The sequence below is a fragment of the Streptococcus suis S735 genome, from assembly GCF_000294495.1.
Taxonomy (GTDB): Bacteria; Bacillota; Bacilli; order Lactobacillales; family Streptococcaceae; genus Streptococcus; species Streptococcus suis.
The window spans coordinates 714,881-739,621 of the sequence record NC_018526.1 but is presented as its reverse complement, the minus strand read 5'-3'; the positions used below and the strand labels follow the sequence as shown (position 1 = coordinate 739,621).

Annotated in this window: 17 protein-coding genes; 2 read left to right on the top strand and 15 right to left on the bottom strand. The window is 40.6% G+C overall.

Translation table 11 applies throughout. From position 1 onward, the window contains the following. Positions 1-58: 58 nt before the first annotated feature. The 7 genes from addA to uvrC all read right to left on the bottom strand — a co-directional run bounded on the left by addA (position 59) and on the right by uvrC (position 15,424). Entirely contained in the window at positions 59-3,709 is a 3,651-nt protein-coding gene (gene addA, locus YYK_RS03610) for a helicase-exonuclease AddAB subunit AddA (RefSeq protein ID WP_012775061.1), read from the bottom strand. Beyond that, positions 3,709-6,975, bottom strand: a complete 3,267-nt coding sequence (gene rexB / locus YYK_RS03605; protein WP_011922284.1) for an ATP-dependent nuclease subunit B — start codon at positions 6,973-6,975, stop codon at positions 3,709-3,711. Before rexB ends, addA begins: the two co-directional genes overlap by 1 nt. A gap of 290 nt (positions 6,976-7,265) precedes the next feature. Continuing rightward, a complete protein-coding gene (gene mrp, locus YYK_RS03600) occupies positions 7,266-11,036 on the bottom strand; it encodes a muramidase-released protein MRP (RefSeq protein ID WP_012775059.1) in 3,771 nt (1,256 codons plus the stop codon). A 363-nt stretch (positions 11,037-11,399) separates the two neighbouring features. Continuing rightward, positions 11,400-11,564, bottom strand: coding sequence for a hypothetical protein (locus tag YYK_RS10250; RefSeq protein WP_012775058.1), 165 nt, complete (start codon positions 11,562-11,564; stop codon positions 11,400-11,402). A 373-nt stretch (positions 11,565-11,937) separates the two neighbouring features. After that, positions 11,938-13,251 (bottom strand): GTPase ObgE, encoded by a 1,314-nt coding sequence (gene obgE, locus YYK_RS03590; protein WP_011922805.1) that lies wholly within the window; start codon positions 13,249-13,251, stop codon positions 11,938-11,940. A gap of 203 nt (positions 13,252-13,454) precedes the next feature. Beyond that, entirely contained in the window at positions 13,455-13,583 is a 129-nt protein-coding gene (locus tag YYK_RS03585) for a DUF4044 domain-containing protein (protein ID WP_002935474.1), read from the bottom strand. 56 nt (positions 13,584-13,639) lie between these two features. Then, positions 13,640-15,424 carry an excinuclease ABC subunit UvrC gene (uvrC, locus tag YYK_RS03580; protein ID WP_012775432.1) on the bottom strand — a complete coding sequence of 595 codons (1,785 nt, stop codon included), beginning with the start codon at positions 15,422-15,424 and terminating at the stop codon, positions 13,640-13,642. A gap of 239 nt (positions 15,425-15,663) precedes the next feature. On the opposite strand from uvrC, the gene YYK_RS03575 reads away from it, so the two are divergent. After that, positions 15,664-16,407, top strand: a complete 744-nt coding sequence (locus YYK_RS03575; RefSeq protein ID WP_011922278.1) for an ABC transporter ATP-binding protein — start codon at positions 15,664-15,666, stop codon at positions 16,405-16,407. After that, positions 16,404-18,014 (top strand): permease, encoded by a 1,611-nt coding sequence (locus tag YYK_RS03570; RefSeq protein WP_011922277.1) that lies wholly within the window; start codon positions 16,404-16,406, stop codon positions 18,012-18,014. Before YYK_RS03575 ends, YYK_RS03570 begins: the two co-directional genes overlap by 4 nt. Positions 18,015-18,041: 27 nt before the next feature. Here YYK_RS03570 and YYK_RS03565 read toward each other — a convergent pair whose 3' ends face one another. From YYK_RS03565 to YYK_RS03530, 8 genes are all read right to left on the bottom strand, one after another. Then, on the bottom strand, positions 18,042-18,485 hold the full coding sequence (locus YYK_RS03565; RefSeq protein WP_002935466.1) for a VOC family protein: 444 nt from the start codon (positions 18,483-18,485) through the stop codon (positions 18,042-18,044). Positions 18,486-18,573: 88 nt separating this feature from the next. Further along, positions 18,574-19,329 carry an LD-carboxypeptidase LdcB/DacB gene (gene ldcB, locus YYK_RS03560; protein ID WP_012775056.1) on the bottom strand — a complete coding sequence of 252 codons (756 nt, stop codon included), beginning with the start codon at positions 19,327-19,329 and terminating at the stop codon, positions 18,574-18,576. Positions 19,330-19,679: 350 nt separating this feature from the next. Then, positions 19,680-19,931: a phage holin gene (locus YYK_RS03555; protein WP_012775055.1), complete on the bottom strand. Its 252-nt coding sequence runs from the start codon at positions 19,929-19,931 to the stop codon at positions 19,680-19,682. A gap of 242 nt (positions 19,932-20,173) precedes the next feature. After that, positions 20,174-20,938 carry a CPBP family intramembrane glutamic endopeptidase gene (locus YYK_RS03550; RefSeq protein ID WP_011922275.1) on the bottom strand — a complete coding sequence of 255 codons (765 nt, stop codon included), beginning with the start codon at positions 20,936-20,938 and terminating at the stop codon, positions 20,174-20,176. A gap of 78 nt (positions 20,939-21,016) precedes the next feature. Beyond that, complete coding sequence (pynA, locus tag YYK_RS03545; RefSeq protein WP_012775054.1) at positions 21,017-21,700, bottom strand: pyrimidine 5'-nucleotidase PynA; 684 nt, start codon at positions 21,698-21,700, stop codon at positions 21,017-21,019. 621 nt (positions 21,701-22,321) lie between these two features. Then, positions 22,322-23,119, bottom strand: coding sequence for an energy-coupling factor ABC transporter ATP-binding protein (locus tag YYK_RS03540; protein ID WP_011922273.1), 798 nt, complete (start codon positions 23,117-23,119; stop codon positions 22,322-22,324). After that, positions 23,116-23,970, bottom strand: coding sequence for an energy-coupling factor ABC transporter ATP-binding protein (locus YYK_RS03535; RefSeq protein WP_011922272.1), 855 nt, complete (start codon positions 23,968-23,970; stop codon positions 23,116-23,118). Before YYK_RS03535 ends, YYK_RS03540 begins: the two co-directional genes overlap by 4 nt. After that, a complete protein-coding gene (locus YYK_RS03530; protein ID WP_014635952.1) occupies positions 23,970-24,734 on the bottom strand; it encodes an energy-coupling factor transporter transmembrane component T in 765 nt (254 codons plus the stop codon). Before YYK_RS03530 ends, YYK_RS03535 begins: the two co-directional genes overlap by 1 nt. Positions 24,735-24,741: the final 7 nt, after the last annotated feature.

The following is a 24,741-nucleotide window of genomic DNA, read 5'->3' as shown; positions in this document are numbered from 1 at the left end:
GACAGTACTGGAGTACGGCAAAGCGAGTTAACGAAGTAATAAAAGAAAAACTAAATGACTATATGTTGACTTCGACCACTTCTATTCTCTCCCCACCAAGCAAAATCAAATGGCAGTCTACACGATCTATCTTGTAGGCTTTTTTCAATGCCTCCGCATAGAGTTGCATTTGAGCTTGGTAACGTTGGCTGAGTTGGATTGGTTGGTCATATTTGTCTGTCTTGTAATCAAAGAGGACAATATGATCATCATACAGTAGGTAGCCATCGATAATCCCACGAAGGACAAAGTTTTCCTGAGATACAGAATCTGTCTGCAAACTTGCAAATGGAGCTTCTCGGTGGAGTTTGTCCGTATTGGCTAGAATTTCTCTTCCTAAGTCTGTATCAAAGAAATCCAAAATCATCTGAACATTGATTTTATCTTTAATCGCTTGCTCAGCATGAACAGCTTCTAGGGCTGCTCTTACCGTATCTTCTGTCACCAACCAAGACAGATCCAAGCGTTGCATGAGTTCATGCACTGCTGAACCGACTTGGGCTCCAGTGATTTTTGGTTTCTTGGAGAAATCTGGCAAGTTGAAGGTCCGTTTGGGCTGGTATTTTTCCATAACTTCCATGCCTTCTTGTTCCAAAATAGGCTCATAGAGCTTCTTGATTTGACTTGGAGTCCGTAAACTTGGCAATTCTATAGCAGCCTTATAGCGTTCGTTCAACTCTTGGACAGAAGACAACTGGTCCAAGGCCTGGGCGATGTCTTCTGATTGACGAATATCTTTAAGGCTGGCGTCTTCTAGCTTACTCTTCAATGTAAGTTTACCAATCTTCTCCTCTGTCAAATCCTCATCCGTCACAAAGACTTTCTTGAAGTGCAAGTCTTCTCCTGAGAAGGCCTCATCAATGGCTAGAATCCAGTCTTGGAAGGTCGCCATACTTTCACGAGTTGATTGGGCTAGTACGCCATTTTCCTTTTTGCCATCGTATTTTTCAGCTAACTTGTCAGCATTACCCTTTCCAACCAGATACAGCTTCTTCTCAGCACGCGTTAGTGCAACATAAAGCAACCGCATTTGTTCCGAAAGATTGGCAATTTTTAGCTCTTGGAGATTATTTTGATAAGGGAGGGTGTTCATTAAGACTCGCACCTGAGGTAATGGGCTATTTACCTTATCTTTCATATCTGCTAAATATTGGATACCTAGACCATTTTTCCGGCTGATGATGACTGATTGGTAATGGTCTTCCAAGTTAAATCGCTTATCGATGTTCATGAGGAAGACATACTTGAACTCCAAACCTTTTGACTTGTGAATAGTCATAAGCTGTACAGCATTTTGCGGTAGAAACTCTTGTACATCTGCCAAGTCCTTGTCATTTGCTAAGGCACGATCAATCATGGCGATGAAGCGAGACAATCCCTTGTAGCCTGTTTTTTCAAACTGGTTGGCACGCAGACCAAGTGCGTATAGATTGGCCTGACGCTTGCTGCCATTTGGAAGCGCACCGACATAGTCATAGTAGAATTTTTCATTGAACATCTTCCAAATCATGTCATAAATAGAATGCAGTTTGGCATAGGCACGCCAATTTTCCAAAATAGACAAGAAATCCGTGATTTTCTTCTTCAACTTTTCTGACATCAGTTCAGGATGTTGCCCACTTGCTTGCTGGGCTATTTCCATTTTCTGGTAAAAGAAACCTGTCCCGGCCTGCAAGGAAATCCGTGTCAGTTCATCTTCATCGAATCGGAACATAGGTGATTTAAGCAGGGCAACCAAGGCATAGTCATTGAGTGGATTATTGATAACCCGCAAGGTATCCAGCATGATCATGACTTCTAAAGATTGCAGATAGGAGGCTGCTCCGCCATCTGCCACAATTGGAATCCCATGTTTTTCAAAAATGGACATAATGAGGTCATTGTGCGTCCGCTTTTGTACCAAGAGAGTGATGTCCTTGAAGTCTGCTCCTTCTTCATTGTGAAGACGAATAATCTCTTTTGCAACGACCTCAATTTCACCAGCAGTCAGAGGTGTTTCTTCCTCAGCATCTGTTGAAGAGTTTGCGCTATCCTGCTGATCGTAAATCAAGTATTCCATCTCATTCTTGGGCTGGGCAATTTTTTGACCAGGACTACCAGCCACTAGACTGTGGGTGTCGTCATACTTGATTTCCCCTACTTGACGGTCCATCAGGCGCGTGAAAATAGCATTTGTTGCCTCCAAGACTTCAATCTGACTACGGAAATTTTCCTTGAGCAAAATCAATTTCCCAGACTGAGGATTTGCCTGATACAGTTCAAATTTCTCTTGGAAAATCATCGGATCCGCCTGACGGAATCGATAGATGGACTGCTTAATATCACCCACCATAAAGCGGTTGTGACCGTTAGACAGCAGGTCCAGCATTCGCTCTTGGCTATGGTTGTTATCCTGGTACTCGTCCACCATGACTTCGTGATATTTCTCTTGGAAAAACTGGCGAATGTCCGCATTTTCTTCTAAAATACGAATAGCGAAATGCCCAATGTCGCCAAATTCAAAGGCTGCTTCCTTGATTTTGACATCCAGATAAGCCTGCGAAAAATCCAAGACAAAGTCACGTAATAATATCAGTAGTGGCAAAGCTTGAACCTGATAGTCTTTCAGCAGGGTCAATTCATAAACTTCCTGACCCAAATCTCGTAGTTCTGAGATAATCTGGCTCTTACCAGCATTGTATTCTTCTTTAAAGGCTATCAAATGCTCATCTTTTGGTCGATTGGCATTGGTCAGGCCCTTGCCTCTGGACTGATTATTGATGAGAAGAATTCTTTCAACCCGTTCCATCAAGTCCTTCTGGTCCAGACTATCTAAACCTGTCAACAAATCCAAGACTTCTTCCACATTTGCAAAATATTTAGCAGAACCAAAGTCATTTCTGCCCCATTCCACATGGTAGCGGAAGAAATCTGCAGCTTGATAGAGCTTGTCTAACACTTTTTCCTTAAAGCCTTGCTCTAGCATCTGCTCTATACGCTCTTGACTGTACAAATCAGCTTGAACAGCCTGTTCTTTCAGCCATTTAGTTGGACTGCTCGTCGATTGGCTAAAATCATGCACCTGATAAACAACCTGACGGAAACCACTATTATCCTTGCGGTTGCCCGAAAAATTGCGAACCAGTTTGCGGAATGCACCATTTTCATCCTCTTCAAGATAATCTGCAAAGAGCTGGTCAAAAACCTCTTTTTTCAGACTCGCTTTTTCAGTCTCATCCTGTAAAATCCGAAACTGCGGAGAAATACCAAGGCTATAACCATAGGTGGTCACCAATTTCTGCGTAAAGGAGTCCATGGTCCCAATATCCGCCTTAGTCAAATCTGCCAACTGGGCCGACAAATGCCGACGCAATTCCATATCGGTCGTCTCCGCAATAGTTTCATTGAGCTTTTTCTCAATCCGCTCCTTCAATTCACCAGCCGCCTTGACTGTAAAGGTCGAGATAAAGAGCTGGTCAATCCCTATACCACGCTTCAACTTATCCAAAATCCGTTGAACCATGACGAAAGTCTTTCCTGACCCAGCCGATGCAGAGACCAGAACATTCTGACCGTGCGTGTAGATAGCTTCAATCTGCTCAGCTGTGCGTTTTTGCTGCTTATCAGAATGGGCTTCCGCCAGCTGCACAGCCTTGATTTCTTCCGCGCTTAAAAATTGTTCAAAAGCCATTAGTCCTGACCTCCTTTCATTCGTTCCATCCAATCTTGACGCTTGGCCTCTTTGACCAACCGCCGTGCCATGCCCATGTGCCGATCCGCCTCAAAACCAGTGATTGCCTTCAGCTGCTCACCTGCCACCGAACGCCCATCTTTGGTATAAGGGTTAATAGCAAAGCGACCAGCCAGAATGTCCATGGCAGCTTGTTTGTATAGTTCTTGGTTGTGGTTCAATAAAACCGCAAACTCATCTTCCGTGTAGAGTTGGTTACGAGTCTGATAAAAATGATTGAGCCCCAGACTTTCCTCCTTCAAGAAAAGCCCCTTGTAAACCAAGCTAGTATTGGCAGCTCCTTCTAGCTGTTCTAAATTCTTCGTGTCTTTTAATTTGATAATCGGATCCTGCAAATGCAAATACATAGCCCCAAAAACAGGTTTATCCTTGGTTTCATCCAGCTCTTGTAAGGCTGCCAAGTAGGTCACCAACTGAGGTTTGAGACCATTATAAAAATCCCCAACTGAAAAAGATTGGTCGCTGGACTTGTAATCCACAACACCGACAGCCTGATTGATTTGTAAGGTATCCAAGCGGTCAATGGTACCATTTACATGCACACTCTTGCCATTTTGAAGGTCAAAAACCAGCGCCTTATCCTGACGGAAACTCTTTTCCTGGCCATCAATTTCAACCAAATCATTATCCCGCAAAATAGTCGCACTGGAACGAGCAATCTTATCCAGCACCTCCTCCGTATAACGAGCATCCGCATCCTGGTTATAAAACATAGCAAATTCTGCCTCGTCACGCGTACGCAGAATTGCCTTGTCCACTTTTTGATCAAAATCTAGCTCAGATTGGTCCATGACCACTCGTTCAAAAATCCGATGCAAGAACAAACCATGCTGAAAGGCAGTCGGATGGATGGATTCCTGTTCCCGCAGGCGAAGAACATTACGGACAAAGTAAAGATATTGGTTATTGTAGAAATTGGTCAAGCTGGATGCAGAAAGATTGAGCGGCTTATCCTCTGGATATAAAGCAGCCAAGGTTTCATCTGAAAGTTGTTTAGAAGCAATATCACCAGTAATGGTCGGAATTTCAATGCTTTGCGACTCCAATTTCTTCTTCAAATGGCGAACCAAGACTGTCCAGAAGGCCCTCTGCCCTTCCCACTCCTCTGTTTCAAGGCTTGGTCTTTCCGACTCAATCAAACGGGATAAGAGACTCTTGTAGTGACCGATGTCTTGTGGACTAAGTGTTTTAATCCGACCACGTTCTTCGGATTTCAACCCCATTTTTTGGAGAATCTTGATATATGGGGAGAGACTATCTTCGCCTTCGTTATAAATCTGAGGAGTAGAAATGACTAACTGTTCCGTCGCAGAATTAAGCAGAGACATCATAGCAGCATGGTTCTTCTTGATATTCTCTCGGCTGACCAAATCGAAACGTGAGGAACTAGCCGAGACAAGATTGACTTTTTCCATCTCTTCTTCTGTCAATAGACTGGTATTCTTGGCAACTTTTGGAAAATTTGACTGACCCATTCCGATAGCATAAACATACTTTGCAGTGTGCGGCTCGATCAAATCATAGGATTTGACATTGACCACATCAACTGTTGCAGGAACGGTACGATAGTGGCTGGCCTGCATTCCAGCCTGTAAAATAGCCAGAAAATCATCCATTTTCAACTTTTCTTTTCCGAAAATCTGATGAAAATTCTCAAGAAGATGGGTAAAACTTTTCCAGACCTGCTCTTCTTTTTCTTGCTCTACTTCACTCAAATTTCGAGACATTTTTTCCATATTTTTAGGAAGATCAATTGCCTCCAAAAATGCCATAAATTTCTCAAGCAAGGCAGTTCCAGATTGTGGTCCAGCCTTAAACAGCTGGTTCAAAGGTTCCATAATCTTAGCACGTAGGGGTTCCAAGACAGTCAAATCATAGACAAGCCTTTTCTCCTTGATGACTTCAGCATCATAGTCTGCTCTGCCATTGACCGAAAAAGCCCTCGAAAAAGCAGCCTGCCCCTTCATATCCGCAAAAAGGATGTAAGACTCAAATAGGTCCAGCTCCTTTTGGGAAATGCTGGCGTACAAACCAGATTTGAGGAGATTGAGCAGGTCTTCCGCACGAAAACGATAGCGACGCAAGCGCTCCAAGGACTCCACAAAATGGACCAACGGATGATGACTCATCTCCTCTGCCTTACCGAAATAGTAAGGAATGTCATACTTGTCAAAAATCTTGCCAATCTGCAACTTGTAGCTATCCACGTCACCCAAGAGCAACAAGATGTCTTTATAGCGAGCACCTTGATGCACATGCTGACGAATTGCAGTCGCAACTTGCTCCACTTCTTCTTTTTGGTTAACAACCTCCCAGAGTTGGATTTTTTCTTGGTCTGCTGGAGTCAAGTCTATCATGGTCCCGCTGTAGTCATAATAGGCTTCCATATTCTTTGAAAATTTACCGATACTGTCCAAGACCGGCTCTTGACCAATATAAGTTGCCTTAGTCTGGAACTGCGCTGATAACTGACGTAAAAAGTCAACGTTGGCTTGATAGACGTTGCCTTCCGCATAGGTGGCTTGCACAGCTTTCTTGCTGGCATATACACCAATCAGGATTTCCGACACCCGTTCATTTAAAGCACTTACTAAAGCTTCTTCTTCTGCCGAAAAACGAGAAAATCCGTCTACCACCAGCACAATGTTCTTCAACTGCTCATCCAACTGACCAGTTTCTACCAAGCCAGTCAACTGTGCTAACTTAGACTGATGCTCAAAGCCTTCTTTGGACAAAATGTCTGTTACAGCCAGAAAAATCTTTACCAAATCAGCCTGCTTATCTGGTGAGTCCATGGCTTCCAAGTCCAAAATAGACATATTTGCCCGTTGCAATTCTTTGTATAAAGCAACTAGCTGGTTAATGAAACCAAAATCTGTCTGTAAACGACCATAGACTTTCAAGTCGCCATCTTCAAATTGCGATAGAACACGAAAGAAAATCATTGCCAGACCAACATCATCCAGCGGTTGACCTGCTTCTTTCCTATCAATCATCAAATAGCGGGCCAATTGCCCAAAACGGGTCACGATAATATCAAAAGTTGCCTGTTCAGGCAGGTATTCCAAGACCTTGCGTTCCATCTCAAAGGATAGAGAGTTTGGAGCAATATAAAAAACACGTTTGCCCTGCTCGGCAAATGTTGCTGTCTGTTCTGTCAAATACTGCGTCAGAGGATTGCGAATATCTGTATAGACTAATTTCATATCAAATTCTCATGCTTTCGTTGAATATACTATATCTAGTATATCAAAATAAGACAAAAAAATGGGAGCGAGAAAGAACTCGACCGAATAAAAAAAGAGCTCGTCTCCCACCCCCACACAGCTCCAACAGTCAGAGTAGTGACTGTTGGAGGTTGGAAATGGAGCGAACTCTAAGATGTAACTCTGGACTTTTTGCCCAGCCTCATTTTTTCGGAAAGGCAATCCTGCATGTTACGTACAATTCTTATACTTTCTATGTGGGGGAATAAAGTCTGTATAAAGAATTTTGACTAATCTTCGTTACGACGACGTTTTCTTGCAAACGCAAGTGTTGCGACAAGCATTGCTGTACCAAGCGCACCTGCCACAGATGAAGCCTCACCAGTATTTGGCAATTGAGCTTTACCTGAAGCGGTTTTACCTGCTTGAGGTTTTGCAGGAGTTTCCTTCTCAGGTGTTGTTGGTTTATTAGAAAGTTTGCGATAAATATGTGTCGTGTTACCTTCTTCATCAACTACAGTACGCACATACTCGTAACCTGAAATTTGACGTTTTGGTGTTGTCCCATCCTCTTGTGGAGCAATAGGGTTACCTTCTTCATCAACGTGGTTAGTCACAACTTTCTTAGCAGGTGTTTTCTTGTAGATGTGAGTTGTGTTGCCATCTTCGTCAGTAACAGTTTTACCTGTAAATTCGTAACCTGGGATTGATTTGTTTGGTTTTGTTCCCTCTTCTTGCGGCGCAACAGGGTTACCCTCTTCATCAACGTGGTTAGTTACAACTTTCTTAGCAGGTGTTTCGACTTTACGGTAAACGTAAGTCACAACTGTTTCACCTTCTACAACTTTACCGTTTTCTGTACCGTCAACACGAACCAATTCATACTCTTCACCTTTGAAAGTGATTGTCTTAGGTTTGTTGTCTGTAGTGTCGTATGGTGTGCCTTCTGGAGAAGTTGGTGTATCTGTTACAGGTTCCTTGATAACTGTGCCATCTTCTGTTACATAGTTAACAACAACTGTACCATTCTTAACTTCTGGTGTTTTCTTGTAGATGTGAGTTGTGTTGCCATCTTCGTCAGTAACAGTTTTACCTGTGAACTCGTAACCTGGGATTGATTTGTTTGGTTTTGTTCCCTCTTCTTGCGGTGCAATAGGGTTACCCTCTTCATCAACGTGGTTAGTTACGACTTTTTTAACTGGAACATAAGGAATTGGTGTATCAACACCTGGATTTTCTGGTGTTGGTGGTACATAACCCTTACCTGGATCATTTGGATCAATTGGTTTCAACGGCGTGTTATCCTTAGGATCAACCGGTGTATATCCTGGAACGTAAGGAATATTTGGAACCTCGCCATTTGTTCCTGGTGTCGTTGGATCGATTGGCTCGTCTGGCTCTGTTGGGTCAAATGGGTAAGGTACTTTTGGACGGTCTGTTTCTGGTACATTTGGAATCTCTGGAATCCAGTTTGCAACTTTCTGGTAAACATAAGTTACTGTGATTGTTCCTTCGATAACTTTACCATTTTCCTCACCATCTGTCTTAGATGGAACAAGAACATAGCGTGATCCATCTTTTGTGATGATTTCGTTTGGTTTCTTGTCAGTTGTAGTATAAGCATCTCCAACCGGTGCATCAGACACATCCGTTTCTGGATCTTTAATCACATTACCTTCTGTATCTTTGTAATTTACAACTACAGAACCTGTCACTGCTCTATAGACATAGGTAACTTCTTTGTTAACACCGGCTTCAATTTTGCCTGTTGTTGGGTCAATACCTTTCGCAGTATTATTACCAACTTCAATCAAGTTATTTCCCTTGCCAACTTTACCAACCGGATAATCACCAGCAGGAACAAGTTTGTATTCCTTGCCTTCAAAAGTGATGGAAGCTAATTTCTGATCCAAGTCGGTATCATAATTGTAACCAGGTTTCGCATCTTTTTCATCTGAAACAGGAGCTTTGATTACTTTACCATTGATGTCAACGAAGTTAACATTAACGCTACCAGCTTTTTCGTAAACATACTTAACAGTTGTCGTACCTGCAACTACTGTACCGGTTGTCTTAGCTGAATCAGACTTAACTTCTTTGTAGAAGTAGACTGTCCCATCAGCAGCAACCAAGCTGGCTGGTCTACGGTCCACATCTGTATTATACTCTGTGCCAAGAGCTGACTTAGGAGTATCTACAACTGAATTTACAATTTGTTTTCCGTCAGTATCGTAGTACTCAACAATGACATCACCATACTTGGAACTTTCTTTGTAGATATAAGTAGTCTCTACAGCTGTAGCCGGAGTAGCATTTCGAAGTGTATTTTGAACACCTGCCGGCCAAAAACCTTTGTTATTAAATTTTATACCAGCTTGGTCATCAGAATAGTCAAACCATCCCCACTCGTTTGTTCCCAATTTAGTCGTCCAAACCTGAGTAGCGATATAGATTTTTCCATATATACCTTTAGTGGTTTCATCTCCTGACCATTGAGCAATGACGCGATATTTGCTACCTTGCTCGTTCTGTTCACTTTCCTTGAAAACCATAACATTCTTGGTAGGATCAATAGTAAATGGAGCTGTAATTTTTGAATTAATATTGTAATCGTATATAGTACCAACTTTATAGGTTGTTGGGGAAGTTGTAAGCAACTCAATAAACCCAGTCGTATCAGTTCCTCTCCAATCTACTTCACCCTTATAGGTAGGATCTAAATAATAGAATTTAAGAACTGCTTGGTCGTTCTCCACAATTTCACGAATAACTTTATATTGTACTGTATCCTTTTGAACCGTACCAGCAAGGTATACCGTTCCCTTTGGATATGGACCTTGAACGGCTTTAGTTGTAGTTGCCACATAATCATACCCAGTAAATACACGAACAGAAGATGGAGTAACTACCTGTCCTGCAATAGTTTGAAGACCATAGGTTGCCAAAACTTTGCCACTTTCAGTGACGTAACGAGTTGTATTAATCTGATAAGCAGGTACAATAATTGTTGAATAAACATCATCATTAGCAGAGAATTTCAATGCTCCAGGAGTATTAGCAGAAGCTAATGAGGTATCATAAGTCACAGTTATATTGCTATTATTAGCATTAACTTTTGTCGGATGTGAAAACGTAACACTCTCGCCCGGTTCAATCGTATATTTCTCTAACACATCACCAGTTGTCCTACTTACCAACTCTGCTAAAACAGCAGTTGTTGACGAATCATTATCCAAAGAGTAACGAATGTAGGCATCAACTTCAGCTCCTTTATAAGTTGAGCTAGCCATATTTTTATTATATGAGTACAAATCGTACGATTCAAAAGTATACCAATTTGGCTCTGATGTCGCTTTAATTCCATCTTGAGTTCGAAGTGTATGTGGAGCAATTGCTGCACCATTTGGCTCAGCCATTGAAGGCGTTGCTGTTGTAGTGCTATCTAGAAGGGTACCTTCGCCATCACCAACTTTCAATGTTGATGCAGTTGTATCAGGTGCTACTGTATCAAGAGCCGCTGTCAAGAGACCATCTACAGTGTATTTTTGCAATTCATTCCCTAGCGCCTCGTTGGCTACTTTAACCGCTGCGACTTGCGCTTCAACTTGCTCAACAGTTGCTTCTGAGTCAGCCAAAATTGCCTTAGCTGCTGCAAGTTTTGTTTGAGCATCCTCTATAGCTTTTGCAAGAGTTGCATCTTCAGTTTTAGCCAACTCTTTTTGACCAAGACCAGCCAAAAGTGGTGATTCTGATGTTACCTGTTCAAGAACAGCTTTCGCTTTTTCAACTTCTGTTGAAGTCGTAGCTACTGCACTCGTATTTTCAGCATTTGTTTTTTCTGCTTCTTCTGCAACCGCTTCTGTTGAAGCAGGCGCTACACTACTGGCAATAGTTGGTTCTGATGAAGCAACAGTTTCATCAGCCTTAACAACCTGTGCACCAGCACCTAAAACTAACGACACACCAAGCAAAACGCTTGCTGCCCCAAAATGATACTTACGAATCGAAAATTGTTGTTTCGTACCGTACCAGTCAAATGATTTTTTATTTGATCTACGCATAAAAAATCCCCCATATAAATATTAATTTAATTACACAAATTTTCTACTCTTTGTATCAAAGCCTTGAAAACTCCCGCAATCATTCGAGGTATTATACTACAAATAACTTTAAATGCCAAGTAATATTATAAAATTCCTCAAAAAAACATTATGAATTCGCTTCAATTCAAGAAGAAACCAGTATATTCATAGTTTTTACATATTTTTTAAGAAATTTCACTTTTGAGAATTTCTATAAAATTACCGACACCGCAAAAATATTAGCTCCATATCTTGTATTCTTATACATATAACCAATAATAAATAGTCAATAAATTTTAAAAAAATCTGCCTGTTTTCTGATACAACAAGCAGATTTTGACGTTATTCCTTTTCTTGCTCTCTTGCCAAACGCTCACGTTCCAAACGGAGTTTGCGATTGGGATTGAGCCTGTTAAAGAGTTCTTCTAATTTTTCAGCATTCCAAACATCGGCTGCTGAGACAAAATTTCCATACTTATCCTTGAAGGATATTGGCTTATCACCCATACAGACCTCCAACTATTTTTTTTAAGATTGCTCACAAACGACTGTCACCAACTGAACGAAATTTGTAAAGCTATAGTCTGCTCTCGAATTTCTAAGTTCATACTAGACTAACTTACCGGACAGGTTACGATATGGAGTACAGGCAGTCGATACCACTGCCTGTGCGGAATTAGTAAGGTTGGTAGGTAGTCCGCCATAGCGGCTACCGTATCACATCAAGTCCTTTAGGATTTTGATGTGATTCCAAAGTTACGACACGGAACCCAAATGGTTGATACCACCATTTGGGTGAAGTTAGTAAGGTAGCTAGCCAAGATCCCATAGGACTTGGCGTAGTTTAACTAGCAAGTTAACTTGCAGTCAAACTGCTACGTTAATCAACGAACTCAAATTCGAACTTGCCAATACGGACGATGTCGCCGTCTTTGGCACCACGCGCACGGAGGGCTTCATCGACACCCATTCCACGTAACTGACGAGCAAATTTCATGACAGATTCGTCGCGATCGAAGTTGGTCATGGTGAAGAGCTTTTCCAGCTTGTCACCAGATAGAATCCAACTTGCATCGTCTGCACGACTGATTGCAAATTCTGGTTCATCTGGGTTAAAGCCATAGTAAGCCTCTTCTTCTTGGAAATCTGATTCGTCGTAGAGCAAGAATTCTGGCGTTTTCTCAAGCAACTCAGCTGTAGCTTCTAGTAGATTTTCCAGACCTTGGTGAGCAATACCAGAAATTGGGAAAATCTGTGGCAATTCTTCAAACTCATCATAGTTGGTTGCCAATTTTTTCTTGAACTCTTCCAAATGTTCTTCTGCCTCTGGCATGTCCATCTTGTTGGCAACAATAATTTGAGGGCGCTCCATTAAACGAAGATTATAGGTTTCCAATTCATTGTTGATGGCTACATAGTCCTCGTAAGGATCACGACCTTCACTTGCTGACATATCCAAAACATGCAAGATAACACGTGTCCGCTCAATATGACGTAGGAATTGCGTTCCCAATCCAACACCTTGACTAGCACCTTCAATCAAGCCAGGCAAATCAGCCACTGCAAATGACTCACCAGACTTGGTCCGAACCATTCCCAAATTTGGCACAATGGTTGTAAAATGGTAGGCACCAATTTTAGGTTTAGCTGCTGTAATAACACTGAGAAGCGTTGATTTTCCAACTGATGGGAAACCTACAAGACCTACATCAGCCAACACTTTCAATTCTAATTCAAGATTGCGCTCCTCACCTGGTTCTCCATTTTCAGAAATCTCAGGCGCTGGATTCTTAGGTGTCGCAAAACGAATATTTCCACGACCACCACGACCACCGTGGGCAATGACAAATTCCTGCCCATTCTCAACCAGGTCTGTAATGATTTTACCTGTATCAGCGTCACGCACAGTTGTTCCCTGCGGTACACGAACAATTAAATCTTCCGCTCCTCGACCGTGCATACCTTTGGTCATCCCTTTTTCACCATCATCAGCCTTAAAGCGACGATTGTAACGGAAGTCCATCAAGGTCCGCAAGCCTTCATCTACAACGAAGACAACATTTCCACCATGACCACCATCACCGCCCCAAGGACCGCCATTAGGTACATACTTTTCACGGCGGAAGGCGACCATCCCGTCGCCACCTTTCCCTGCCTTGACCTTAATCTTGGCAGTATCTAAAAACATACTCATAATTTACCCTATTCTTTCCTAGAAAAAAACGCTTAAAAGCGTTTTAGACCTGTATTCACAAGCGAAGTGCTTATATATAAGAAATCGTTTTTAGCCAATCAAGGTGGTTTTTTCAAAATACTGACTGTATTTTGAAAAAAACTAACGATGAGTGCTTAAAAACTAGCCTTAGTATAGAAGTGCTGAACAGTGAATACAGGTTCTTAATTCATCAATGCATTAATAGCTGGTAAAATCAAGCCAGCCAATGTCGCTACAACCATCACGACAACGATTACTAAAGTCACTTTCTCAAATGTTGTTTTTTTGTGTTTTTCTTCACCAAAAGCCATTACTTTCTCCTTATTTAGTCATTGATAGTTTATTCTAACACATTATGGGAATGTTTTCAAATCTCATCCTTTGAAGAAAGGCTTTCCTTGACCTTTTCCGCTACTTTATACGGCACTCCTGCTTCTGCGATTTCTTGTAGACTGGCCGACTGGATATTGCCAATAGACTTGAAATGCTTCATCAAAGTCTGCTTGCGTTTTGGTCCCAAGCCTTCTATGCCGTCCAATTTGGATGAGAAGGAATTTTTTGACCGAACCTGACGATGAAACTCAATAGCAAAGCGGTGAACCTCATCTTGAATCCGATGCAGGAGGAAAAATTCCTGTGAATTGCGAGGCAACTCAACTACTTCCAGCGGATTACCAAAGAGCAATTCGTGTGTCTGGTGCTTGTCATTCTTCTGCAAACCTGCAATGGGAATGGACATACCCAACTCCTGCTCGATGACCTGCTTGGCGACATTGACCTGCCCCTGACCACCGTCAATGATAATCAAATCAGGCGGTGTCAAACCGTCCCGCAGCACCCGACTGTACCGCCGCTGCAAAACTTCCCGCATGGAAGCATAGTCATCCGGTCCCTCAACCGTATTAATCTTGTACTTGCGGTATTCTTTTTTATTAGGCACCCCATTTTCAAAGACAACCATAGCCGACACAGGACTAGTCCCCATAATATTGGAGTTATCGAAAGCCTCAATCCGCACAGGCGTCGGAATCCCCAAAAGCTGACCGATATTCTCCACCGCACCGTAGGTCTTCTCCAGATTTTTCTCCAAAAGATTAAACTTCTGCTCCAGACTGACACGCGCATTCTTGGTTGCCAGATTGATGAGTTGCTTCTTCTCGCCACGCTGGGGCTTGATGACCTTGGTATCTACCAGAGCTTCTACGGCTTCTTGGTCAATATCCTGCGGTATCAAGACCTCTGAGGGAATCAAATGTTGCTGGTCCCTGTAAAACTGACCGATGTAGGTCAAAAAGTCTTCGCCCGCATCATTATAGTATGGAAAAAGATTGACATTCCGCTCAATCAGTTTCCCCTGCCGAACAAAGAAAACCTGCACACACATCCAGCCCTTGTCTACGTAGTAGCCAAAGACATCTCGATTCTGCAAGTCATGAGCCATCACACGTTGCTTGGTCCGCAGGGTTGAAATGGATTGGAGGACATCCCGGTATTCCGCAGCCTTTTCAAATTCCAAATTGCCAGCAGCTGCCTTCATCTTGTCCTGCACTTCCTTGATAATCTTATCATCATGACCTGTCAAGAACTGGGCCACTTCCTTGGCCATCTTGTCATAGTCAGACAGGCTGGGCATATTGTCTCCATGAGCCAAACATTGCCCCAAATGATAATAAAGACAATACTTGTTCTCAGGCAATTTACACTTGCGGAAAGGATAGAGGCGCTCCAATAGTTTGAGGGTCTGGTTGGCCGCACCCACATCTGGATAGGGACCAAAATACTGACCACCATCCTTCTTAATCTGCCGAGTAATGAGCAGCCGTGGATGACGTTCCTTGGTAATCTTGATGAAGGGATAAGACTTGTCATCCTTGAGCATAATGTTATAGCGTGGCTTGTTTTCCTGAATCAGATTGATTTCTAGCAAGAGGGCCTCGATGTTGGAATCCGTCACGATAAATTCAAAATCGGCAATTTCAGCCACTAGAGCCTCTGTCTTGGTATCATGGGCACCACGAAAATAAGACCGCACCCGATTGCGTAGGTTTTTGGCCTTGCCCACATAGATAATCTTACCGTACTTGTTTTTATGGAGGTAACAGCCAGGGCTATCTGGTAGTAACTCCAATTTATGCTTGATCAAATCGTTCATAGATCTATTATAGCAAATTTTCTGATAATCGAGCTTATTGCATTCCATTTTACACTCGACTTCTTGCAATATATCCGCATCCATACTACAAAAATATTGATAGAAACTATTGCTTTTGTACTAATTCAGCAGTATAATAAATGTAATTAATTGTATATATTATTCGAAGAACAGTGGAATAAGGCTTGGAATACCTAGCAAGCCCCTACTTTTAGTTCACGAATAACAAGGAGGTTACTATGATACAATTTGACCATATCACAAAAACATACGGCGAAACAATCGCACTTGATGACCTAAATTTGACAATTGAAAGCGGCGAGATTTTCGGTTTAATTGGTCACAATGGGGCAGGAAAAACAACGACAATCAGTCTACTGACTTCGATAATCGAAGCCAGTTATGGAACTATCTCTGTTGATGGTTTAAACCTAGAGGAGAACCGCGATGAAGTCAAAAAACGGATAGCCTATGTTCCAGATTCGCCAGACATCTTCCTACACTTAACAGCATTTGAATACTGGCACTTTATGGGCAAGGTCTATGGTGTAGAAAAGGATACAGTTGATGACCGTATCGCTAAACTATCTAGTCTATTTGATATGACAGCGCGCCAACATGAGCCTATTGACAGTTTTTCACATGGTATGCGTCAGAAAACCATTATTATTGGTGCATTGATCCCTAACCCTGATATTTGGATTTTGGATGAACCCCTAACTGGACTGGATCCTCAGGCCTCTTTCGACCTAAAACAAATGATGAAAGAACATGCTCAATCTGGTCACACCGTTCTATTTTCTACACACGTCCTTTCAGTGGCTGAACAACTCTGTGACCGCATTGCTATTCTCCGAAAAGGGCAACTCATTTTCGTAGGAAGTCTTGATGAACTCAAATCACAGTATCCAGATAAAGATTTGGAGACCATCTATTTGGAATTAGCTGGACGCCAACAAGTGAAGGCAGGTGAGGAAGTATGAGTAAATCCATCATTTGGGAACTAGTAAAGATTAATATTCTTTATTCCAACCCTCAACTTCTAGCTTCCGTCAAGAAGAAACAAAGTAAGCGCAAAGACGCCTCCTTTTCAGCCTATAAAAGTGTCCTCTTGCAACAAGTATTTATGGTTTTGAGTTTCGGACTTCTCTACTCTGTCTTTTTCATGGGAGTAGATTATAGTCAGTCTATCGGTTTCTTTTCTCTGCAACTAGCGCTCTTTACCATTATTGCCATTGTCTACGGTTTTACAGGTTTCTTCTCCGTTTTCTACGATAGTAAGGATACAAAATTGTATTTAGCACTTCCCCTGAAGCCACAAGAAGTCTTCCTCGCTAAAATCCTCTCTGCACAAGGGATGGTCCTACCCTTCCTCATGCCGTGTCTGTCTTTACTTCTAATCACTTACTGGCAAATTGGCGGTCCGCTCCTCGCCTTAGCTTCCATTCCTTCCTTTTTGATTCTCTGGATTTTAGTTAATTTAGTCAATCTGATTATCATGCACTTTGTTGGGGAAGTTCTGACAAAAAGCCCTCGTAAAACATTGATTTCTACAATCCTGATGACAGGTTCTTCCTTGCTGGCTTTTGCTGCGCTCATGTTCCTGCAATCCCAGCAGACCGTTTCACTCGAATCCGGTGGCTTTGTTGATTTTCCTATCATACCTATATTTGCTGGATTCCATTACTTGGTCAGCCATACTATATCACTAGAAACACTCCTTCATTTTGGACTTCCTTTCATTTTGATGTTTGGACTTATTACGTTTGCGTTTAAAACTGTCATTCCCAACTACTTTAATCAAGTTTTGGCGATTGAAAATGCTTCGACAAAACGGACCAATAATGCTAAGTCTGCCAAGATTCCTAGCAATCTCAATCAGGCTTTAGTGAAACACCACCTATCTACTCTTAAAGATAGCAACCTCATGGTCCAAACCATGATACAGCCTATCATCATGGGGGTGGCACTTTTTCCAAGTTTTAGCCGTTTCACGGAGAATGGTGGTCTAAGTTCAGTTGAATGGGATTTCTTTGGTATTGCTCTATTAGCTGGATTCTTGCTTGGCAGTCTATTTGCTGGTTCTACAACCTTCATCGGAGTAGCCATGTCATTGGAAAAGGAAAATTATCATTTCATTCGAACGCTTCCTATTAGTTTCAAAAAATTTATCATCCAAAAATTCTGGGTATTGGCTGCGGTACAATTCGCACTACCAACTCTACTTTACTTTGCTTTGGCTCTAGGTTTCATGAAAGTCAAACTCATTCTAGCAGTCTTCTTTACAGTCGGCATCATCATTTCAGCCCTGCTAACTGGTCAGATTTATTACTGGCGTGACCAGCGACTCCTCATGCTCAACTGGCAAAATAGTAACCAGTTATTTGGTCGCGGAGCGGGTCAATGGTTGATTGCTGGATCGATCATAGGAACAATGTTTCTCGGAGCCATTATTCTAGTTGTCAGCATCATATTAGCTGGCACTATTGGTGCAGCTTATGTAAGCTCAGCCTTGATGACCTTACTATTTGTTCTATCTGCTGCTCTTCAACTTTATATCTACAAAGCTTATTGGCAAAAACTAAAATAGATTGGACAAGGCCTTGTCCAATCTATTTTAGTTTTCTGCGTAATATTCCTGACCGTAGCCTTCTACTTCAGCATTGATTTGCCAAGAGATACCAAACTTGTCTGTTACATTACCATAGGCAGGAGACCAAGGAACTGCTTGAAGTTCCATATTGATAGCAGTTGCATCTACGGATAACTTGCTGTATAGTTCCTGCGCTGTCTCAGCATCGTCTGTGATAAGCGCAACTGTAATATTGTCACCTACTGTATAAGGCATTTCTGGGTTGTTGTCTGACAACATAAAACGCTGACCATTCAAACGAAACTGTGCATTCATTACGTAATTTTCTAGTTCAGCAGGGCAGTCTGGTAAGAAATCTTTAAATAGATTTACTTGCTCCACTGTTGCCCCAAGAGCATTTTTATAAAACTCGATGGCTTCCAAACCATTACCATTAGTAACCAAGTATACTTCCATTGCTTTAAGCATGATGGACCTCCAAAATTATGATGGTTTATTATATCACGAGTTAGTTATACGGACAAATTTTTCGACTTATTTCTGACTAAATGTAAAATTAGTAGTCTCCACCTGGTACACCAAAATATTCTTCCAAGGTCAAGCCTGAATTGTAAATATCTGTCGCTTCTTGACCAATATATCGCACATGCCAGGATTCTGCCATATAGCCTGTGCTAGACTCTTTTCCTGGAAGATAGCGGACAACAAAGCCATATAGATGTGCATTCGTAGCCAACCACTGAGAAGCATTAGGCTCTTCTAATAAATTACCACTTGTATCCAATAAATCAAAGGCTAATCCTGTCTGATGTTCACTATATCCAGCTCTTGCAGAATACCTATCTGCCGCTGCTTGTCCTTCCTGATTTACATAAGACTGGTAGAGACTTGACTGAGTTTCATAGGAACGAAATCCACTATAGTTATTGGAGATACCAAATCCTAGCGCCTGCATATCTGCTATTAATCGTTGAAAAGCTGCTAAGGCTTCAGGATTTTCGCCCGGTGCATAATCAGCTGCAAGCGGATGCTTTTTATTTACAATAATCACTTCGCCATATTTTCCTTGTACACTATAATAGGAACCGTTAAAATTTACCTGAGTCTCTGTACTTGTTACTTCTTGATTCGTTTCCGCCGATGTAGAGCTGCTTGTTGACTGCTCCGAAGTTGTTGAAGCAGACTGACTTGAAGTAGTCGAAACAACTGTTGACGAATTTTTTGTAGTATTGGCCTGATTTATATTTTGATGACATGCTGCTAGTAACAGTATTGTCGGCAAGCATAATAGAATAGTACGTTTCATTATCATCACCCCGTTCTCTTATAATTATGTCTATTGTAGCACAATCATAAGACCCCGTCTAATGACGGCTTATGATTTTAACTACTATTGATATTTTTAGTATTCATTGAATTTCTCTCGATTCTTTTCCTTTCAAATAGTGGCATTCCTGATAACATACATGTCATAAATAGAAACACCAGCCTTTCGACTGGTGGACATATATGATGTTAAATAGTCGTATTCACAAGTAAAGTGATTTATATACAAAATAGTTTTTTAGGAGATACTGACTATATTTTGAAAAATCCATCTTAGCTAGAGATACTGAACTGTAAGTACAACTAGATACCTCATCAGTAGTTTCTAAACAAACATTATTTTTGATTTTTAGATGACATACCGTTTTTCATGATGTCTTCTACCTTCACATCCGGTTTATTATTTAGCACTCCTAAAAATACAAGAATGCTAAGGATGATACAAATCGTCTGCTCGATTTGGTTTAAGGTACGACTACATTCAATATTAAAATAACAAAATAGGACATTATCAACGAGCATCAATACCAACGAAATGAGTCCAATCCAAAACATATGTTTTTTTAAACGATTCTTTATTTGTTTCATATCTATACTCCTTTTTGATGTATAAAAATACATTTTAACATAAATAAACCGTTAATTCAAAAAAATATGGGATAAAAAATATGATAAAGCAATCGAAATTTGACTGAATAGATTAAATATATCAGCACAATAAAACGGGTGATGATACCAAGTTAATAGAAACTACGTATCATCATCCGTTTGTCAGCTGTAGGGAGAAAGAAATTTTATCCGATTAGCTTGATGTCCGTTCTTCTCATTGTTTACCCTGCAATAAATAATGAGAAGAAACTTGTACCAACCATATCCGCAAGAGCATGTCCTAAGAAATATGGCAATAAATTGTCATTTTTCCTTGTGTACATGTAGTAATAGAAAAGGCCGAAGGCTACACCAATAACAAGAGCAGATACCATTCCTTGATAGGTATGGAAAGATATACGGACAATTGTTGAAAAGAGTAAGACCAGCGAACGCTTTTTCTTATCTGTGCTCAACAATAATCCTAAGAAAAAGAACTCTTCATAGAAGCCATTAAACAAGGAATAGATAACTGTGCTGTAGTCAACGGCTAGGAAACGGTTGAGCACTGTCATGATATTCCAGTCATAGTAAGGCAAGTATCCGAGGAAATTATACCCACCAGACAGACCTGGAATATATGAAAAAGCTGTAAATGTCAAATCGCTAATCAGGCCCGCACCAATGAAAATCAGTGGTCCCCAGAGTAGAACGGTCCATTCTAATTTTACTTTTAGCTGCTTGAAATCATAATTCCGAATCAATAAATACACCAGGGCAAACAGGAATAATTTTCCTTGATTGGCTAGAGCCCACCAATTATCGGCTGGACTAAACGACAGAACTCCTGTTTCAACGGTTTCTGTTGCGGAAAATGATGCTATCCATTGCATGGTTGAGGTATAAATAGCATTACCACATAAAATCGTTGTGATAATAATCAAATCTATCCAAGTGAGTTCTTTTAGGGGCTTTGTTGGACGAATGCGTCTCAGTAATCTTTTCACTTTTTCCTCCTTATATTTTTGTATATATTCTTTCTGTATAATTATATACTAAAATCCTTATAAGTTTCTTAAAATATCTTATAACAAATCTAATAATTCTTGATAGCTATGAATGGTATAGGTTGGAACTGCCTTACTATTATTTATCATGTGAGTCGGATTATACCAAACAGTATCCATACCAGCATTATTTCCGCCTTGAATATCTGCTGTCAAACTGTCTCCAATCATTAAGGCTTGGGCAAATTGAAAACCTGCAATCTGCTCTGCTATTTTTTCATAAAAATCAGTCGCAGGCTTTTGCGTCCCCATCTGCTCAGAAATAAATACTTCTTTAAAATACGATTGAATCGGTGAGTGAAGCAAGCGATTTTCCTGTATATAGGTCACGCCGTTGGTCGCTGCATAAATCTGGTAGCCTCGGTGTGTCAATTCCTGCAAAAGCTTATCTGCACCTGTAAAAATTTGTCCCTGCCGCCCAATAAACTCTTGGTAGCGCAAGGCCATCTCCCTTCCATCAACTTGCCGACCAAAGTGGGCAAAGGTCCGTGAAAAGCGGGTGTTTATTAGCTCTTTCTTTGTAATGTTCCCTTTTTCCAAATCCTTCCACATGCTCTGGTTGAGCGGTCGATAAACTTCTTTAAAAGCTTGAATATCTTCAACCTCCATAGCTGTCAAAAACTGGGTTAAGGCTACTTCTTCTCCACGGCTAAAATCAAGAAGAGTATGGTCAAGATCGAATAATAAATGTTTGTAGTGCAATTTTGGGATTTTCCTCTCTAAAAACACCCTCTATTTGAGTGAAATCAATTCGTTTCTAATCTATAGTGATCATCGTAAAATTCATTTTTAAGAACCGCTCCTTTTTAAACCGCTTAGCCTCAGATATATCTTGGCTTTCTGTATTTTATCGGCAGATAGCCCTTATATCAGTGTGTATTATCTTGATAGATAGCACAACTAAGTATTCAAGTATAGATATCTTATTGATAAAGTTTTTGAATTCAACTAGATCTTTATAGTAATAATTATATCATACTAAAAAATACAAAGGCTATAATTTTCCATCAAAGTTTCAATGTGAAATATTTACCCTCTATCCACAAATCAAGTCTTCTAAATTAAATGGAAAAATATATACATTTGTAAAATTATAAAATTTTCTGATTCAAATTTTTAATTTACAAATTTATAGTGATACAGAAAGGAGAACCTCGTCCGCTTCAAAAAGATTAAAAGAATAGAAACAGAACTACCTCAATCTGCAATCTCTCACAAACTTAGAATTAGACTAATATCGTTCAATAATTAGGAAGCAGTATAGAATAACATTATAAAAACCAAGCGGTTACCAGGAATCTCCTAGATTGTAATTTAAGTACATCACTCCTGTTTGTAAGCTATGAACTCTTCGGGAGTGAGAAAAACGTCATCATAGCCTAGTGCTTGACATAATTGCATCGTGGTTGGCTGAGATAGATAGGCTTTTTCAAGGACATCTTTCTGTGAAAAAACCTCTCGAACACTTCCATCTAACAAAACTTCTCCTTGTGCAAAGACAAGGGCACGTTCAAACGTTTCTGCTACGAAGTCCATATCATGCAAAATGGAAATAACTATTTTTCCTTGTTCTCTCAACAATTGTATCACCGATTGAATCTGTTTTTTTCCTGCATCATCTTGAGCAATCGTTGGTTCATCAAAAATCACAACCTGTGTATCCATAGCAACTATTGCAGCGATTGACACCATTTTTCTATCGGATAATCCTAAGTCGTAGGGATTTACCTTGTCAAATCCATCTAAGCCCAGCAAGGACATAGTTTTTCTAGCTGCCTGTTCTGCTTGAGAATGAGTCATGCCCATTTGCAATGGTCCAAACATAATTTCATCTAATACCGTATGTTTAAAAATTTGGTCATCTGGATTTTGAAAAATGAGTCCAATACTTTTAGCAATTTTAGCGACAGATTGTTCGCTTAAATCTTGTCCATTTAACATAATTTTACCAGCCGTCGGACGAATAAGGCCTTTCAGTAACTTTACAAATGTAGTCTTTCCAGCACCATTTTGTCCAATAATCGCCGTCGAACGCTCATCTAAAATAATATTCAACCCTTTTAATATTTTTTTATCCGGATGATAGGAAAATTCTAAGTTACTAATACTAATTTGATTCATACATTTCCCCCCCTATTCTTTGCCAACAACTGACTAGCTTCCTCAAGTGTCACAGGATAATAGGAACTTCCTGGTAGCTTCATGCCTAACTGCTTGCATATTCTAGTAAAGGTAGGTGCTACAACTCCATACTTTTCTAGATCTGGTCGAGAAAACACGGCTTGTGGTGTATCCATGGCAATTAGTTTTCCCTGATCAAGCAACATTACCCGGTCACTGTAAGCTGCGATTTTTTCAACCTTATGTTCCACCATAATTACAGTGATGCCTTGCTTACTTAAAGACTGAATAGCTTTGAAAACTGCCTCACTACCTTGTGGATCGAGTTGAGAAGTTGGCTCATCTAAAATAATGACCTCTGGTTTCATCGCCATAATGCTAGCAATTGCCATTCGTTGCATTTGTCCTCCTGACAAGTCAAACGGAGCTCGATCACGGTACTCTTCAATGTCCAACAAACGTAAACTTTCCTCAATTCGAACTTCCATTTCTTCTTTTGGGACTCCGAAATTCTCCAAACCGAAAGCAATTTCTTCATACACAGTCGCCTTAGAACCTGTAATTTGATTAAATGGATTTTGAAAAACGCTTCCGACTTTTTGGCACAAGTCATCAACCTCTACCCTCTTCACTTCGGATTGATCAATCCATACCTTTCCTCCATACGAACCACGGTAAAAATTCGGAACAAGTCCTGTTAATGATTGACAGAATGTCGATTTTCCAGAACCATTTCGACCAATTACCCCAATGAATTCACCTGGACGAATCTCACACGTGATGCCGTCTAGAGCCAACTTTTCAGCAAAGGGATATTGGTATTTTAGATTTTCAATTTTAATATGTGCCATTATAGAACCCTCCAGACAATTGCTAGCACAACTCCAAAAATGCAGAAAATTTGAATCAATCGATCAAATTGCGAACGAATCGGTGGATTGATAAATGTCTTTTTAGATTTTGAATTAAATCCTCGAACCTCTAAGGCAATTGCGCGTTCTCTCGTATCAATAAAAGAACTCATAATTACAGGAGAGACCAATGGCAAAAAAGCTTTTAGCCGAACCAACATCGAACCTTCTGTTTCCATCCCACGACTTCTTTGTGCATCCGTAATTGTTGCCATTCGGCTCGTCATCTGAGGGATTAATTGGAACAAGGAGACAAACACATATCCCATTCGAGGTGAGAAGCCTTTTCTAACTAATTCTTCAATCATGTCCGACGATTTTGTCGTTAAAATCAGAACACAGAAAGCTAAAATAATATTACATACATTTAAAGCAATCTCAGCTGCAAATATCAAGCCTTCCTTATAAAAAATGACTGGACCTAATTGAAAAACAGGCGTGACATTACCACTTCTAAACAATCCTTGAATAATTCCTACCGTTAAAATAACAAACCCAGATACACTCAGAATGGGTAAGGTCTGCCTTAACACTTTAGAATGTGCTAACAAAACGACACTTAAAAGAATTGTAATGCTAAATACAGCTAAATCACCTGCAATAATCGGTATCAGAATGGTCGCAAGCACATACAACATCTTAGTTAACGGAGACAAATTATTCAAAAATGAATTCTTGTCTTCAAACAAACTCATCGTTTTCATGGAGACC